At 54.3% G+C, this 13,883-nt stretch carries 13 protein-coding genes; 5 read left to right on the top strand and 8 right to left on the bottom strand.

Annotated elements, in window-relative coordinates; all coding sequences use genetic code 11:
• Positions 1-2: 2 nt before the first annotated feature.
• Together ftsH and rsfS are read right to left on the bottom strand one after the other, a co-directional pair.
• Entirely contained in the window at positions 3-2,045 is a 2,043-nt protein-coding gene (ftsH, locus tag WJU16_RS14700; RefSeq protein WP_341834244.1) for an ATP-dependent zinc metalloprotease FtsH, read from the bottom strand.
• A 68-nt stretch (positions 2,046-2,113) separates the two neighbouring features.
• Entirely contained in the window at positions 2,114-2,518 is a 405-nt protein-coding gene (gene rsfS, locus WJU16_RS14695) for a ribosome silencing factor (protein ID WP_341834243.1), read from the bottom strand.
• Positions 2,519-2,673: 155 nt separating this feature from the next.
• On the opposite strand from rsfS, the gene WJU16_RS14690 reads away from it, so the two are divergent.
• Together WJU16_RS14690 and WJU16_RS14685 are read left to right on the top strand one after the other, a co-directional pair.
• Entirely contained in the window at positions 2,674-3,414 is a 741-nt protein-coding gene (locus WJU16_RS14690) for a biotin--[acetyl-CoA-carboxylase] ligase (RefSeq protein WP_341834242.1), read from the top strand.
• 594 nt (positions 3,415-4,008) lie between these two features.
• A complete protein-coding gene (locus WJU16_RS14685; RefSeq protein WP_341834241.1) occupies positions 4,009-4,992 on the top strand; it encodes an aldo/keto reductase in 984 nt (327 codons plus the stop codon).
• 70 nt (positions 4,993-5,062) lie between these two features.
• Here the strand turns inward: WJU16_RS14685 and WJU16_RS14680 are convergent, their stop codons facing one another.
• The 4 genes from WJU16_RS14680 to WJU16_RS14665 all read right to left on the bottom strand — a co-directional run bounded on the left by WJU16_RS14680 (position 5,063) and on the right by WJU16_RS14665 (position 7,653).
• Positions 5,063-5,395, bottom strand: coding sequence for a translation initiation factor (locus WJU16_RS14680; RefSeq protein WP_341834240.1), 333 nt, complete (start codon positions 5,393-5,395; stop codon positions 5,063-5,065).
• Between the two features lie 11 nt (positions 5,396-5,406).
• Entirely contained in the window at positions 5,407-6,294 is an 888-nt protein-coding gene (locus WJU16_RS14675; RefSeq protein WP_341834239.1) for a diacylglycerol kinase family protein, read from the bottom strand.
• A 16-nt stretch (positions 6,295-6,310) separates the two neighbouring features.
• Positions 6,311-7,165 (bottom strand): carboxylating nicotinate-nucleotide diphosphorylase, encoded by an 855-nt coding sequence (nadC, locus tag WJU16_RS14670; RefSeq protein ID WP_341834238.1) that lies wholly within the window; start codon positions 7,163-7,165, stop codon positions 6,311-6,313.
• A 92-nt stretch (positions 7,166-7,257) separates the two neighbouring features.
• Entirely contained in the window at positions 7,258-7,653 is a 396-nt protein-coding gene (locus tag WJU16_RS14665) for a DUF4783 domain-containing protein (protein ID WP_298717542.1), read from the bottom strand.
• Positions 7,654-7,896: 243 nt separating this feature from the next.
• Here WJU16_RS14665 and gpmI point away from each other — a divergent pair, with 243 nt between their 5' ends.
• From gpmI to uvrC, 3 genes are all read left to right on the top strand, one after another.
• Positions 7,897-9,420, top strand: coding sequence for a 2,3-bisphosphoglycerate-independent phosphoglycerate mutase (gene gpmI / locus WJU16_RS14660; RefSeq protein ID WP_341834237.1), 1,524 nt, complete (start codon positions 7,897-7,899; stop codon positions 9,418-9,420).
• Between the two features lie 249 nt (positions 9,421-9,669).
• Entirely contained in the window at positions 9,670-10,260 is a 591-nt protein-coding gene (locus WJU16_RS14655) for a hypothetical protein (RefSeq protein ID WP_341834236.1), read from the top strand.
• The gene (gene uvrC, locus WJU16_RS14650; protein ID WP_341834235.1) at positions 10,257-12,089 is read left to right on the top strand and encodes an excinuclease ABC subunit UvrC; all 1,833 of its coding nucleotides are present in this window, start codon (positions 10,257-10,259) and stop codon (positions 12,087-12,089) included. The genes WJU16_RS14655 and uvrC overlap by 4 nt, the downstream gene beginning before the upstream one ends.
• 496 nt (positions 12,090-12,585) lie before the next feature.
• On the opposite strand, the gene WJU16_RS14645 is transcribed toward uvrC, so the two are convergent.
• Together WJU16_RS14645 and WJU16_RS14640 are read right to left on the bottom strand one after the other, a co-directional pair.
• Positions 12,586-13,212: a DinB family protein gene (locus tag WJU16_RS14645; RefSeq protein WP_341834234.1), complete on the bottom strand. Its 627-nt coding sequence runs from the start codon at positions 13,210-13,212 to the stop codon at positions 12,586-12,588.
• Between the two features lie 73 nt (positions 13,213-13,285).
• Positions 13,286-13,858, bottom strand: a complete 573-nt coding sequence (locus WJU16_RS14640; RefSeq protein ID WP_341834233.1) for a Crp/Fnr family transcriptional regulator — start codon at positions 13,856-13,858, stop codon at positions 13,286-13,288.
• Between the last annotated feature and the right edge of the window lie 25 nt (positions 13,859-13,883).

The raw sequence follows: 13,883 nt of genomic DNA, 5'->3' as shown, positions 1-13,883 counted from the left end.
ACTTAGTCCTGGTCTGTTGTTACGTTAGCCGGAGAAGGATTGATGATATCGGAAGGATGAACGCCTTCTACACCAATACCTGCCTTTGTCGGGATATGTTCTTTATGTGCGTCGTACGGCCGTTTGCCGATGAGGCGTTCGAGGTCGTCTTTATACAGCACTTCTTTTTTCAGCAGTTCTTCCGCCAGCAGTTTCACCTGGGGCAGCTTGTCGGTCAGCAGGCCTTTGGTGCGCTGGTACGCTTTGTCGATGAGGATACGTACCTCGTCGTCGATCATTTTCGCGGTTTCCTCGGAGTACGGTTTGGTGAACGACTGTTCGTTGTTCGGATCGTAGAAGGAAACGTTGCCCACCTTGTCGTTCATACCGTAGACGGTCACCATGGCATAAGCCATCCGGGTGATCACCTGCAGGTCGTTTTGCGCGCCGGTGGAGATCTTTCCGAACACGATATCTTCTACCGCGCGGCCGCCGAGGGTCATGCAGATATCGTCCATCAGTTGTTCGGTGTTGTAGAGATATTGTTCTTTCGGGAGATACTGTGCGTATCCGAGGGCGGCAACGCCACGGGGAACGATAGTCACTTTCACGAGCGGGTTGGCGTGTTCGAGGTACCAGCCGCATATGGCATGCCCGGCTTCGTGGTAGGCGATTACTTCTTTCTCTTCCGGAGAGATGATTTTGTTTTTCTTTTCGAGGCCGCCGATCACACGGTCGATGGCATCGTTGAAGTCTTCCATTTCCACTTCGTTCTTCCCTTTACGGGCGGCGATGAGGGCGGCTTCGTTACATACGTTGGCGATGTCCGCACCGGCGAAGCCGGGGGTCATGGAAGCGAGCTTCTTGATGTCGAGGTTGGGCGACGTCTTGATGGGCTTCAGGTGTACGTTGAAGATATGTTCACGGCCGAAGAGATCGGGTTTGTCGATGGAGATCTGGCGGTCGAAACGGCCGGGGCGCAGCAGGGCGCTGTCCAGCACGTCGGGCCGGTTCGTGGCGGCGAGGATGATGATGCCGCTGTCGGTCCCGAAGCCGTCCATTTCCACGAGGAGCTGGTTGAGGGTATTCTCCCGCTCATCGTTGGACATCATGACATTCTTGCCCCGGGCGCGGCCGATGGCGTCGATTTCGTCGATGAAGATGATACAGGGGGCTTTTTCGCGGGCTTGTTTGAAGAGGTCGCGAACGCGGGAAGCGCCTACGCCAACGAACAGTTCCACGAAGTCGGAGCCGGACATGGAGAAGAAGGGCACTTGCGCTTCGCCGGCCATGGCTTTGGCCAGGAGGGTTTTACCTGTACCGGGAGGGCCTACGAGGAGGGCTCCTTTCGGGATTTTACCACCGAGCGCGGTGTACTTCTTCGGGTTCTTGAGGAAATCCACGATTTCCATCACTTCCACTTTGGCTTCGTCGAGGCCGGCAACATCATTGAAGGTGATGTTAACGCGGGTGCCTTTATCGAAGAGGGTGGCTTTGGATTTGCCGATATTGAAAATACCGCCGGGTCCGCCGCTTCCGCCGGAGGGGCCGCCCATTTTACGCATGAGCAGCACCCACATGCCGATAAGCAGGAGGATGGGCAGCAGTATTTGCATGAGAGGTTCGAACCAGGCCGTCCGGGGAACGTAGGATACGTTCATCTGATCGGCCAGCGGCATGCCGTCCTGCGCGCGGTCGAGCTCCTTCTGGAAGCTTTCCACGCTTCCGATGGTGAACTGGTAATGCGGGCCGGGGTTCTGGGCGCCGAGTTTGCCTTTGGCTACTTCAGAGTATTGGGGCTGGCTCAGGCGTTCTTTCTTGATGTATACTTCCACCAGCGCTTTGTTCACCACCACCAGCTTTTCTACGTCGCCGGTGCGGAGAAAGCGTTGCTGGAATTCTTTGAAACCGGACAGTTCTTTGGGTTGACTGGAGAACGGCAGTACAAAATTCATGGCCAGCAGGGCAATGCCGATGAAGGCGTACACCCAGTAGATGTTGAACTTTGGTCCTTTCTTCGGTGTCTTATCCGATCCCTTGCTATAGTTATTGCCTCCTTTTTCCATGATCGTTCGCTCCTTTACGAATGAGAGTTGTCTTTTATAAGTAATTAATACAAAACCGGAGGTTTTGTTCAGTGATCGAGGTGTTCCATGCGTTCCGCATCGCTCCACATTTCTTCCAGGCTGTAGAATTTGCGGGTTTCGGGGATGAAAATATGCACTACTATGTTAACATAATCCACCAGGATCCACTGCTGAGCCGTGAACCCTTCGTGTTTGTACGCGGATTCGTCCGTGTTTTTCTTCACTTCCTCCTCCACAAAATCCGCTATAGCCTTAACTTGGTTACTGGAATTGGCCTCACAAATGATAAAGAAATCAGCTACCGCTTCAGGAATCTTTCTTAGATCAAGGGAAACGATGTTTTCCCCTTTTTTCTCCTGTATGGCCTTTATGATGGAAGTAAAAATCTTGCTGTTTCTGTTAACGCGGGTTACCGCCTTTTTCCTGCTGTTCAGTATGGTCAAGGGTGCCAATAAGTACTGTTTTTGTTAAAAATAGTCTTTAATCTTCAAAATTACTAAACCGGGGCCAAAATATAACGCCGGTCTATATGCTGGAAGACGGATGAGCCGGTAAAATATTGTTAAAATGATGGTAATTTGCTCATTTTACAGTTAAATCAGGATTTGTGATAGGCTTTCCGTTTCACGTGCTCAATACGGTAGACAGCACCAATAACTATGCCATGGCCCGGGTGTCTGAAGGCCCCGTAACCGCGGGTTCCACGTGGTTCGCCATGGAGCAGACCGCAGGGAAAGGGCAGCGCGGCAAACAGTGGCGTTCCGAACCCGGAGAAAACATCATGCTCTCCACCGTCCTCCAACCCGCCCTGGGCCTGCATCAGCAATTCATGCTCAGCGTGGCCGTCGCGCTCGGCGCCTTTGACTTCTTCTGCAAATACGCCGGCGACGAATCCCGCATCAAATGGAGTAATGATATTTACTGGCGTGACAGAAAGGCAGGGGGTATACTTATCGAGAACGTTTTGCGCGGAAGCGTCTGGCAATATGCCATAGTGGGGGTGGGCCTCAACATCAACACGCCCCGCTTCCCCGATGAACTGCAAAACCCCGTTTCCCTCCGCCAGATCACAGGACGCGAATGGGATACCATCGAGCTCGCGCAAGACCTCTGCCGCCATCTCGACAAACGCTATCAGCAACTCAGCCCCGACACCTACCCCGCCATGCTTACGGACTATAAATCGCACCTTTACCGCATGGAAGAACCTGCGCTTTACCGCATCAACGGCGAAGTATTCCAGGGCGTCATCCGCGACGTACTACCCGACGGCCGCCTGTGCCTGGAAAAGAATAAAGAAATACTGGAACTGGGATTCGGGGAAGTGGAATTCGTTTTCACCCGGTAAAACTGGAAAAAGCCAGTAAAAACTGGCTTTTTGGAGAAGTGGAATTTGTAAAGACAAACGCGGTATCTTCTCCAAAAATGCCAGCCACGGGTCTGAGCCCATGATTTTGGTCGATAAATGGAGGTTTACAAGATGGAACTTCTTTTCGGCTTATCCAAATTAAATATTGCAACATTTGCTGCAATTCCTTGCAAACCGATCGCAACAATATTATCAAGGCGCAGCGAACCCGCGCAACCGGAAGCATATCTATTAATGATTATCAACGATGTATAGCGAATTAATGCGCTCCAACAACTGTTGTAAACGGGTTTCCGGAGAAGCGGGCACGCTAAGGATCCGTGTTTGCAAATCGCTATATCAGGGCGAATCCGTATAACCCGCCGCGGGATTTTGTAAAATGTGTATCGCTATTTCAGGACTAGTCATCAGCACAGGCCTAGTAGGGATACAGTAGGGATACCGTACTGTAACCGTACTAAACCTTTCCGCCGCTTCTCCGTTTATTGGATATTTGTAAGGAACCGTTTGATGATTGCAATCTCCCCCGCGTCAGCAACGTAGATTTGTTATCCAATAAAAACCTATTCGAACATGCAATACAGAACTCTGGGCAACACCGGCGAAAAAGTTTCCGCAATCGGCCTCGGTTGCATGGGCATGGCCTTCGCCTACGGCCAGCGCGACGATGCCGAATCCCGCGCCACGCTCGAGCTTTCGCTCGACCTCGGCATCAACTTTTGGGACACCGCCGATATGTACGGCCAGGGCCTCAACGAAAAACAACTCTCGGAAGTACTGGCCACCCGCCGTAAAGACGTTTTCCTCGCCACCAAATTCGGCTTCCGTTACCGCGACGATAACACCACTTACTTCGACGGTTCCCCCGCGTACCTCAAACAAGCCTGCGAAGCTTCGCTGAAACGGCTCGGAACCGACGTAATCGATCTTTACTACGCCCACCGGGTCGACGATAAAGTGCCCATCGAAGAAACCGTTGGCGCCATGGCCGACCTGGTGAAGGAAGGGAAAGTGCGGTACCTCGGCTTGTCGGAGGCCTCCGCTGCTTCCATCCGAAAAGCTGCCGCGGTGCACCCCATTGCTGCGCTGCAAAGCGAATATTCCCTTTTCGTCCGCGACATCGAAGCCGACATCATCCCCGCCTGCCGCGAACTGGGAATCGGCATCGTACCATACAGCCCGCTCGGCCGGGGGGCCCTCACTTCCGACCTGCGCAACGTCGACGAACTCGACGCCACTGACTTCCGCCGCAACCTGCCCCGCTTCCAGCGGGAAGCGTTCGAGCAAAACCTCCGGATTGTCAGCGCCCTGGAAGACATTGCGGCCAGCAAACACGTCACCCTGCCGCAACTCGCCCTGGCCTGGCTCCTCGCCAAAGGCGACGACATCACGCCCATACCCGGCACCAAACGCCGCAAATACCTCCAGGAAAACGCCGCCGCCGCCGACATCGTCCTCACTACCGAGGAAGTCTCCCGTATCGAAGACACCCTTTCCGGCTACCAGGTGTCCGGGGAGCGCTACTCCGAAGGAGCTTTGAAGCTGGTGAACAGATAACACACGACTAAAAAGCAAAAAGGGCTGCTCCATATGGCGCAGCCCTCTCTCCATCCGGTATTTCCGGAAATCATTTCACATTATACCCCCAGCCTTTCAGCCATTGCAGCACTTTATCGCGGTAGTCGCCCTGGATAAGCACCAGGCCGTCTTTCACGGAGCCGCCGGTGCCGCATTTCGTTTTGAGTTCCTTGCCGAGCTTTTCCAGGTCGGCTTCCGTGCCCACAAACCCTTCCACTACAGTCACCGTTTTACCGGCGCGCTGCTTCGTGTCCAGCTTCACGCGGAGCCGTTGTTCGGCCGGCGCCAGCGTGTCCCGCTCCTGCGGGGTTTCTTCGGAATACGAATAGTTGGGATCTGTGGAGTAAACGATCCCGTTGGAGGCGGATTTTTTCTTGCTCATGGCATACAATTTTAGCGGCCTTCGGGCACCACCATGCGGAGCGCCCCGGGCACTACATTAAAAGTAACGGTTTTTCCCTGTGTCAGCGGCACCGCGTCGCCATCTACCTGCAGGCAGGAGAGGTCGGGGCTCGCCACGGTTATTTCTTTCCCGGTGAAATGCTGCATGTACCGGCTCTCCCCGATGTTGCCCCGCAGCGAACTGATGCTCAGCGGCAGCAGGTCCCAGAAACGGAGCGGACGCACCAGGCAAACGTCGAGGGCTCCGTCGAAAAGACTGGCTTGCGGCGCCAGCTTGAAGTCGTACCCGAATTGGTTGCCGTTGGCGACCGTCATGAGGAACGCCGGGGCCTCGGCTTCTTTCCCGTCTGTCCGTATCTTGTAAACAGCGGGTTTGTAGCGGGCGAACCCGCCGATCACGAGTCGGGCGTAATTGACGAGGCCGCGTTTTTTGCTGTGCCGGAAACGGTCGGCGATTACCGCGTCGAATCCTACGCCGGCATTGCTGAGGAACAGGTGCTCGTTGGCATAGCCTGCATCCATGGGCTTTTTGACGCCTGCGGCTACGATGGCGAGGGCTTTTTCAACGTCCAGCGGGATGTGGAGCGCGCGGGCCAGGCCGTTGCCGCTGCCGAGGGGTACAATAGCGAGGGCGGTTTGCGCGCCCAGCAAGCCCTGCGCGATTTCGTTGATGGACCCGTCGCCGCCGACGGCCACCACGGTATCCACGCCGCGTTGCACGGCTTCGCGGGCCAGGTCGGCGCCATGGCCGAGATATTGGAGATAAGCGGTTTCAACCTGGAAGTGGTCGGCCGGCAGCTGCCGTGCGATCGCGGCGCCGAGGGATTTTTCCCTGTCGGTGCCGGCTTTCCGGTTGATGATGATCAGAATTTTCCGCAATGGTATTCGGTTGATGTTAGGGATGGATGACGGCTTTGAGGCTCAGGTCGAGGCTCACGGCGTGGTGGATGATCGCGCCGACAGACACGTAATCCACGCCTGTTTTGGCGTAAGCTTCCACATTCTCCAGCGTGATGCCGCCGGACGCTTCGGTTTCATATTTACCGCCGATCAGCTCCAGCGCGGGAGCGATCTGTTCGGGCGTAAAGTTGTCGAGCATGATGCGGTGCATCTGTCCTACTTTCAACACTTCCTTCACATCTTCGATATTGCGCGTTTCCACTTCGATCTTCAGGTCGAGGTTGTTTGCTTTGAGATAGGCTACCACGCGCTCCACGGCCGGTGTGATGCCGCCGGAGAAGTCGATGTGGTTATCTTTCAACATGATCATATCATACAGCCCGATCCGGTGGTTGACGCCGCCCCCGATACGCACGGCTTCTTTCTCGAGCATGCGGAAGTTGGGGGTGGTTTTGCGGGTATCGAGTACGCGGGTATGGTAGCCTTTGAGGCGGTCGGTGTATTTCCGGGTGAGGGTGGCGATGCCGCTCATGCGCTGCATACAGTTGAGTACCAGCCTTTCCGCGCTGAGCAGGGTGCGTACGCGGGCGGAGACTTCAAACGCGATTTCGCCGGCCTGCATGGGGTCGCCGTCATTTTTGAAAGGGACGAAGCGGGTGGTATCGTCGAGCAGTCGGAAAATTGCTTCCGCTACTTCCATGCCGGCCAGCACGCCGTCTTCCTTGATTTTGAGCCTTGCGGTGCCGGCGGTTTCGGCGGGGATGGAGGCGAGGGTGCTATGGTCGCCGGAGCCGATGTCTTCCGCCAGGGCGGCTTTTATGAATTGTTCCAATGCTTCTTTCTGTAACATGACACGATCGGTAATGAGAAGGCAAGTTACAAACAAAAAGGCCATCCGCCTAGGAGCGGACAGCCTTTCGATACGTTCGTCTTTCGCTGTTGCTATTTATTTTCGAAACGCAGTTCGTTGAGCACGAAAGCATTTCCTTTTTTCTGGAGGAAGAAGGAGGTGCGGTAATTACCGCCACTGGTGGTGAGGTTGCCGACACCGAACTGGGAGCCGCCTTCGGGGCCGCCTTTATGGAGGAGTTCGAAGGTTTTAACGGCATTTTTCCCGAAGAAGTCTTTCAGGATGATTTCCGCCTGGGCTTTGCTGTAGGAATTGGATTTGCCAGCCATGTTGATCTCGACCGTGTTGTCCAGGAGCTTGCTCAGGTTACCGGAATCTCCTTTTTTAAGGGCGTTGACCACGTCATCGAAAGGACCGGCGAACAGCGTAAAAGCTGTCAGCATCCCTCCGGCGAGAAGCACCCCCAACACTACGATTAACTTTTTCATTATCCGTTATTTTGATCGCAATACATTTATCAACCGTAGAAGACGCCAAAACTATGCCAAATTGTTGTGTTTCAATAAATATACCATTATTGTGCTATACTTCGGCGCCTTTTGAATTATACTATTTTAATATACAAAAAACCTTTGTGATATAGCCTTCCGGGAAAAATTTTAGGCACCGGGAAAGATAGTATTATTAATTTCACTGCCCGATTCATTCATAACGCACAACGGAATATAAGTATGGAAACTAAAAGAGCGATCCTGATTATCATGGATGGCTGGGGACAGGGCCAGGTACCTGCCGCCGACGCTATCGCACATGCGAACACCCCTTTCGTGGACAGCCTTTATGAGCAGTACCCCCACAGCACCCTCATCACCTGCGGCGAAGACGTGGGCCTGCCCGAAGGGCAAATGGGCAACTCCGAAGTGGGCCACCTCAACATAGGGGCCGGAAGGATCGTGTACCAGGAGCTCCAGCGCATCAACGTAGCCGTAAGAAGCGGCGAGCTCGCCGCCAGCAAGGTGTTGCAAGACTCCATGGACTACGCCCGCAACAACAATAAAGCCCTCCACCTCATCGGCCTGGTGAGCGATGGCGGCGTCCACTCCCATATCTCCCATCTCAAAGCGCTTGCCACCATCGCGAAAGACCGCGGGCTCAGCAACGTATTCGTGCACGCCTTCACCGACGGGCGCGACACCGATCCCAAAGGTGGCCTCGGCTACCTGGAAGATCTCCAGCAGCACCTCGCCACCACCACCGGGCGCATCGCTTCCGTTACAGGCCGCTATTACGCCATGGACCGCGACAAACGCTGGGAACGCGTGAAACTGGCTTACGACGCCCTCGTCAACGGTACCGGTACACCCACGCAGGACGTGCTTACCGCCGTGAAAGCCTCCTACGCCGAAGGGGTTACCGATGAGTTTATCAAGCCCATCATCGTGACAGACGCGCAGCAGCACCCCATCGGCAACATCCAGCCCGGCGACGCGGTGATCTGCTTCAACTTCCGGACGGACCGCTGCCGCGAGATCTCCGAAGTGCTCACCCAGCAAGCATTCCCCGATTTCGGCATGCAACCGCTGGCCCTGCATTATACCACCATGACCGAATACGACAAAGCCTTCAAAGGCGTGCATGTCATCTTCGAAAACGATAACCTTTCCATGACCCTCGGTGAAGTCCTGGAAAAGAACGGCAAAACCCAGATCCGCATCGCGGAAACGGAAAAGTACCCGCATGTGAGCTTCTTCTTCTCCGGCGGCCGCGAAACGCCCTTTGAGGGCGAAAAGCGCATCCTGGTGCCTTCACCCAAAGTAGCGACCTACGACATGAAACCCGAAATGAGCGCCCCCGAGCTGGCAGACGCTATCCTGCCCGAACTGGAACAACGCACGGCGGATTTCGTAGTACTGAACTTCGCCAATGCCGACATGGTGGGGCACACAGGCGTATGGCCTGCCGCCATCAAAGCCGTGGAAACAGTGGACGCCTGTGTATCCAAGGTTGTTTCGACCGCCCTGCTCAACGACTATACGATCTTCCTCACCGCCGACCACGGCAACGCCGACTTCATGATCAATGAAGACGGTACGCCCAATACGGCCCATACCCTCAACCTGGTGCCTTTATTCATTATCAGCCAGGACTTCAAGGGTGAGATCAAAAACGGTAAGCTCGGCGACCTCGCACCTACCATCCTTCACTTCATGGGCCTGCCCATCCCGAAGGAAATGACCGGCAATATTCTCGTGTAATCCCGACCGGATATATCGGAAAGGGGCTGCTCCTGCGGCCCCTTTTTTATTTTCCTCCCCATGTAACTTTCCGGAGCTCCCGCCCGTTTTACACCTGATAAAGCCGAAAGGCTTTCCCGGAATTGTTATATCTACTATCACCATAAGTTTTTTAGTGCTCTCGACAGATTTGCTCATGCATCAGATGCGCCGTATTCACGGTGCATTTTTTTATAGGCTGATTGGAGCAGCACCGTTAATTTTGCAGGTATGAGAATCGTATTCCGGATCGCAGGGCTTTGGGCGTTGCTGGCCGCAGGATGCAGCCTCCCCGAGCGGGAAGGGCCTCCAGTGGCTGATGAAAAGGATCATAGTTACAGGGCACTGGGCAATTATTGCTGGGACGAAATCGCAAGGATGCGCAAATCGCCGTTCCAGATTACCAAAACCATCCGCCTCAACGGCGAAACAGTTTCCGCGCCCGTGCAAGACAGCGCAGGGCTGGAAGCGCTCTTCCGCCCCCTCATGGACGCAGATATCAGCCGTCCTTCTCTAGCCGACGCCTATGTGACCGATACCATTCCCAACCACTTCACCGGAGACACGACGTTTATCCACCGCAGCCGCGGAAAACAGACCTGGCCGGCGCAACTGATCGTGGAGATCGACAGCAGCCGCCGTATCAGGAACGTCCAGGCTTCTTCCTACACCCAAAACCCCGTGTACGAATACCGCCAGGAGATCGCCTATGAGCGAGACCGGCAGCTCACCGTCACCTCCATGCAGAAAATTGTTTTCATGAAAGCGGAAAACATGGAAATCACCGCGATCTTCCGACCTTTAACAGCACAGCAACCATGACTTCAGCGGAGTTTTCCCAGATATCACATACCATTCCCACCCAGGCCGGCATCTACAAATATTTCGACGCCGGCGGGGAACTGCTGTATATCGGGAAGGCCAAATCCCTCCGCAAACGCGTTTCCTCCTACTTCGCCAAACATCACGACAACTATAAAACCCGCAAGCTGGTGGACAACATCCACCACATCGAGTTCACCATCGTAGATAACGAGAAGGACGCTTTCCTCCTCGAAAACGCCCTCATCAAACAGTTCAGGCCGAAGTACAACATCGATCTGAAAGACGATAAAACCTACCCGTTCATCGTCATCAAACACGAACCTTTTCCGCGCGTGTTCCTCACCCGCCGGGTGATCAAAGACGGCTCGGAATACCTCGGTCCGTTTACCTCCGTGGGCCGCGTCCGGGAAGTGCTGGAAGTGATCCGGTACAACATCCCGCTGCGCACCTGCAACCTCAACCTCACCGAACAGAACATCCGCAAAGGCAAGTTCAAAGTTTGCCTGGAATACCATCTCGGCAACTGCAAGGGCCCTTGCGAAGGCCTTCAATCCGCCGAAGAATACCGCGACGGATTGCAGCAGGTGAAAGAGATCCTGCGCGGCAACCTTTCCCCGGTGCTCAATGTGTTCAAGGCGCGCATGCAGGAGCACGCGATGAATATGGAATTCGAGAAAGCGGAAATCGAGCGGAAGAAAATCGCCAGCCTGCAGGATTACCAGGCGCGCTCCACCATCGTCGGCAGCCGCGTGGGCAACGTGGACGTGTTCACCATTCTTTCCGAAGGCAATTTCGCTTACGTGAATTACCTCCGCGTGCTGAACGGTACCATCGCCGATACCAAAACCGTGACGCTGGAAAAGAAACTGGAAGAAACGGACGAAGAAGTGATGGAATATGCCATTGCTTATCTGCGCGAGGCGTTCCAGAGCCTGGCGCGCGAGATTGTGGTGCCTTTCGAAGTGGAATTCCCGGAAGAGCATGTGGAGATCACCGTGCCGAAGGGCGGCGATAAAAAGAAGCTGCTGGACCTGTCCGCCAAAAACGTGAACTATTTCCGGGAAGAGCTGCACAAGAAAAAAATCCTGCACCTCGAGGGCAAAAGCGATATGGAGAAGAAAAAGGTGCTGTACCAGCTGCAGGCCGACCTGGAGCTGCAGGAGCTGCCCGTGCATATCGAGTGCTTCGATAACTCGAACTTCCAGGGAAGCTATCCCGTTTCGGCCTGCGTGGTGTTTAAGGACGGGGTGGCGTCGAAGAAGGATTACCGGCATTTCAATATCAAAACCGTGGAAGGCATCAACGACTTTGCCTCGATGTCGGAAGTGGTGTACCGCAGGTATAATCGGCTGCTGAACGAAGAACAACCGTTGCCGCAGCTGGTGATCATCGACGGCGGCAAAGGGCAGCTGGGCGCGGCGATGGACAGCATCCGCAAGCTCAACCTTATCGGGAGCATGACGGTGGTGGGTTTGGCGAAGAACGAAGAGGAGATATTCTTCCCGGGCGATAAGGATTCCATCAAACTGCCTTATGACAGCGAGAGCCTGAAGTTGATCCGTCGCATCCGCGACGAGGTGCACCGTTTCGGCATTACGTTCCACCGCCAGAAGCGGAGCAAGGGAACGTTCAAAAATGAGTTGGAGGGAATCAAAGGGATTGGTGAAAGTACGGCTACGCAGTTACTGCAAAACTACCGTTCGGTCAATAAGGTAAAACAGCTGAGCAAGGAAGATTTGGCGAAGGAAGTGGGCCAAAAGAAAGCGCAGTTGATCTGGGAGCATTTCCACGGAGAGGGGAGCGGGCCTGAAATCCAACCGCAATAATGCGCCAGCCAATAACTGTGCTTGCGCTCTTTCCCGCAAATTGCCATTATGAAGAGAGCGGCCCGAAACCAAACTGCAATAACACATCAGCTTATTGCCAAGCTTGCGCTGTTCCCCGCAAAATTCTATTGTAACGGGAACGGCCTGAAATCCAGCTGTAATAATACATTAAATCTATTGCCAAGCTTGCGCTGTTCCCCGCAAATACCAAATCTCACCTGCCACAAAAAAGGTAGCCCGGTTTGAGAACCAGGCCATTTCCCCAAGTTAACCATTAAAAGACACAGATTTATCTTTGATAACCGGCGAATACCGGGAGATCTTCAACGTAAAACCTCACATAATCAGGCAATGCAATGAGTGCATTTTCACATTACTAAAGTAACGCGAATGAGGCTCTGCCGTTGTTAAGTATTTGTTATCGAAGGGAAATTATATTCCGCCACAACCTGCAACAGTATTGAGTTTCAAGCGATTTTTCTGAAATGGTTTTTTGTTAGCGGACCGGCTCGGAAAGGTACTGCAATGTGACCGCAGCCGCATCCCCGCCACGCACTTTTTCCACACTGCGGATCGCCTGCAGCATGTGCCTTTGACTATGCGCAATCAGGAACCGGAACGTATCCCCCGCCTTCAACGCCACCAGCTTCGATAACGTCGTAGGAATGCGGATGCTCCCGATATCTACACGCTTCGCCGCCTGCAATAACGATAACATCCATTCCTGCTGCGCATGGAATTCATCCATGATCTGCGCCGCATCGAGCGTCGGGGATGGACGATGGTTCTTCGGGGATTGCATCTTCATCTTCAGCCCGCCGTCTGCCCTAGGCGCCATCGACTGTGTAAAATAATGACCCAGCCATCCGCTCCGGAAGTTTTCCGGAACAGCACGGTTCCCGGCCAGGAATTTCCGGAAAGATTCGTCGATGGCGGGCAGATAATACCGGCCGTAGCCATTGAGATGCTCCAGGCACTGGATGGCGGACCAGCTGCCGGGTGCAGGTTGCTGCAAAAGTATTTCATGGGATTGGGTCGCCAGGTAGCGGTCTGCCGCCGCAAGGAGGTTGTTGACGTCGCGCTGGAGATCGCCGAGAAGCGTCGCGGAATGGAAGGTAGGCATGTTGCATTTATTTTGTTGATCCGAAGCAAAGGTAAGCCGGTCCTTTTCACGAAATCTTTGCCTGCGCCAAGATTTACAACCGGATGCCGCCCAGCAGCTTGCTGAATGTAGCGGGATCGATGCCGAGGTAGGATGCGAGGTATTTGTGGGGAATCATCTGGAGAACATGCGGGCTCCTGGTCAGGAGGCGCCGGAATTTCTGCTCCGCCCCCAGCGTCTGGATCTCAATCAGCCGTTCCATCACACCGGCCATCGCGGCCATCGTTCCCACATGTATCCACCGGGCGATAACCGGGTATTGCTGCATCAGCCGCTGTATATCGTTAAATGAAATGCGTAAAAAGGCGCTCTGGGTAAGCGTTTCCAGGTAGTACTTCGAAGGCTGCTGCAGGAAAAATGAATCAATAATCCCCGAAAACGATCCCGGATACGAAAACATCAGCGTGGCCTCCTTCTGCCCATCCGCCAGCGCAAAGGCCCGTTGCAATCCCTCCTTGACGTAATAGACGTAACGCTCCGTATCCCCTGCTGCCGTAAGCACCGTTTTCCGCTTGCAGGCCAGTGGATGGAAACAGGACGAGAGATCTTCCCAGGCGTCCTCAGGAAGGGGAATAACGGCTTCTATTGCGGTTCTGAGTTGCTGCATGACTGCAAGATATAAAAAAACCGCC

Source organism: Chitinophaga pollutisoli (assembly GCF_038396755.1).
Taxonomy (GTDB): domain Bacteria; phylum Bacteroidota; class Bacteroidia; order Chitinophagales; family Chitinophagaceae; genus Chitinophaga; species Chitinophaga pollutisoli.
The sequence above is the reverse complement of the archived record's forward strand: the minus strand, read 5'-3'. Positions and strand labels throughout refer to the sequence as shown.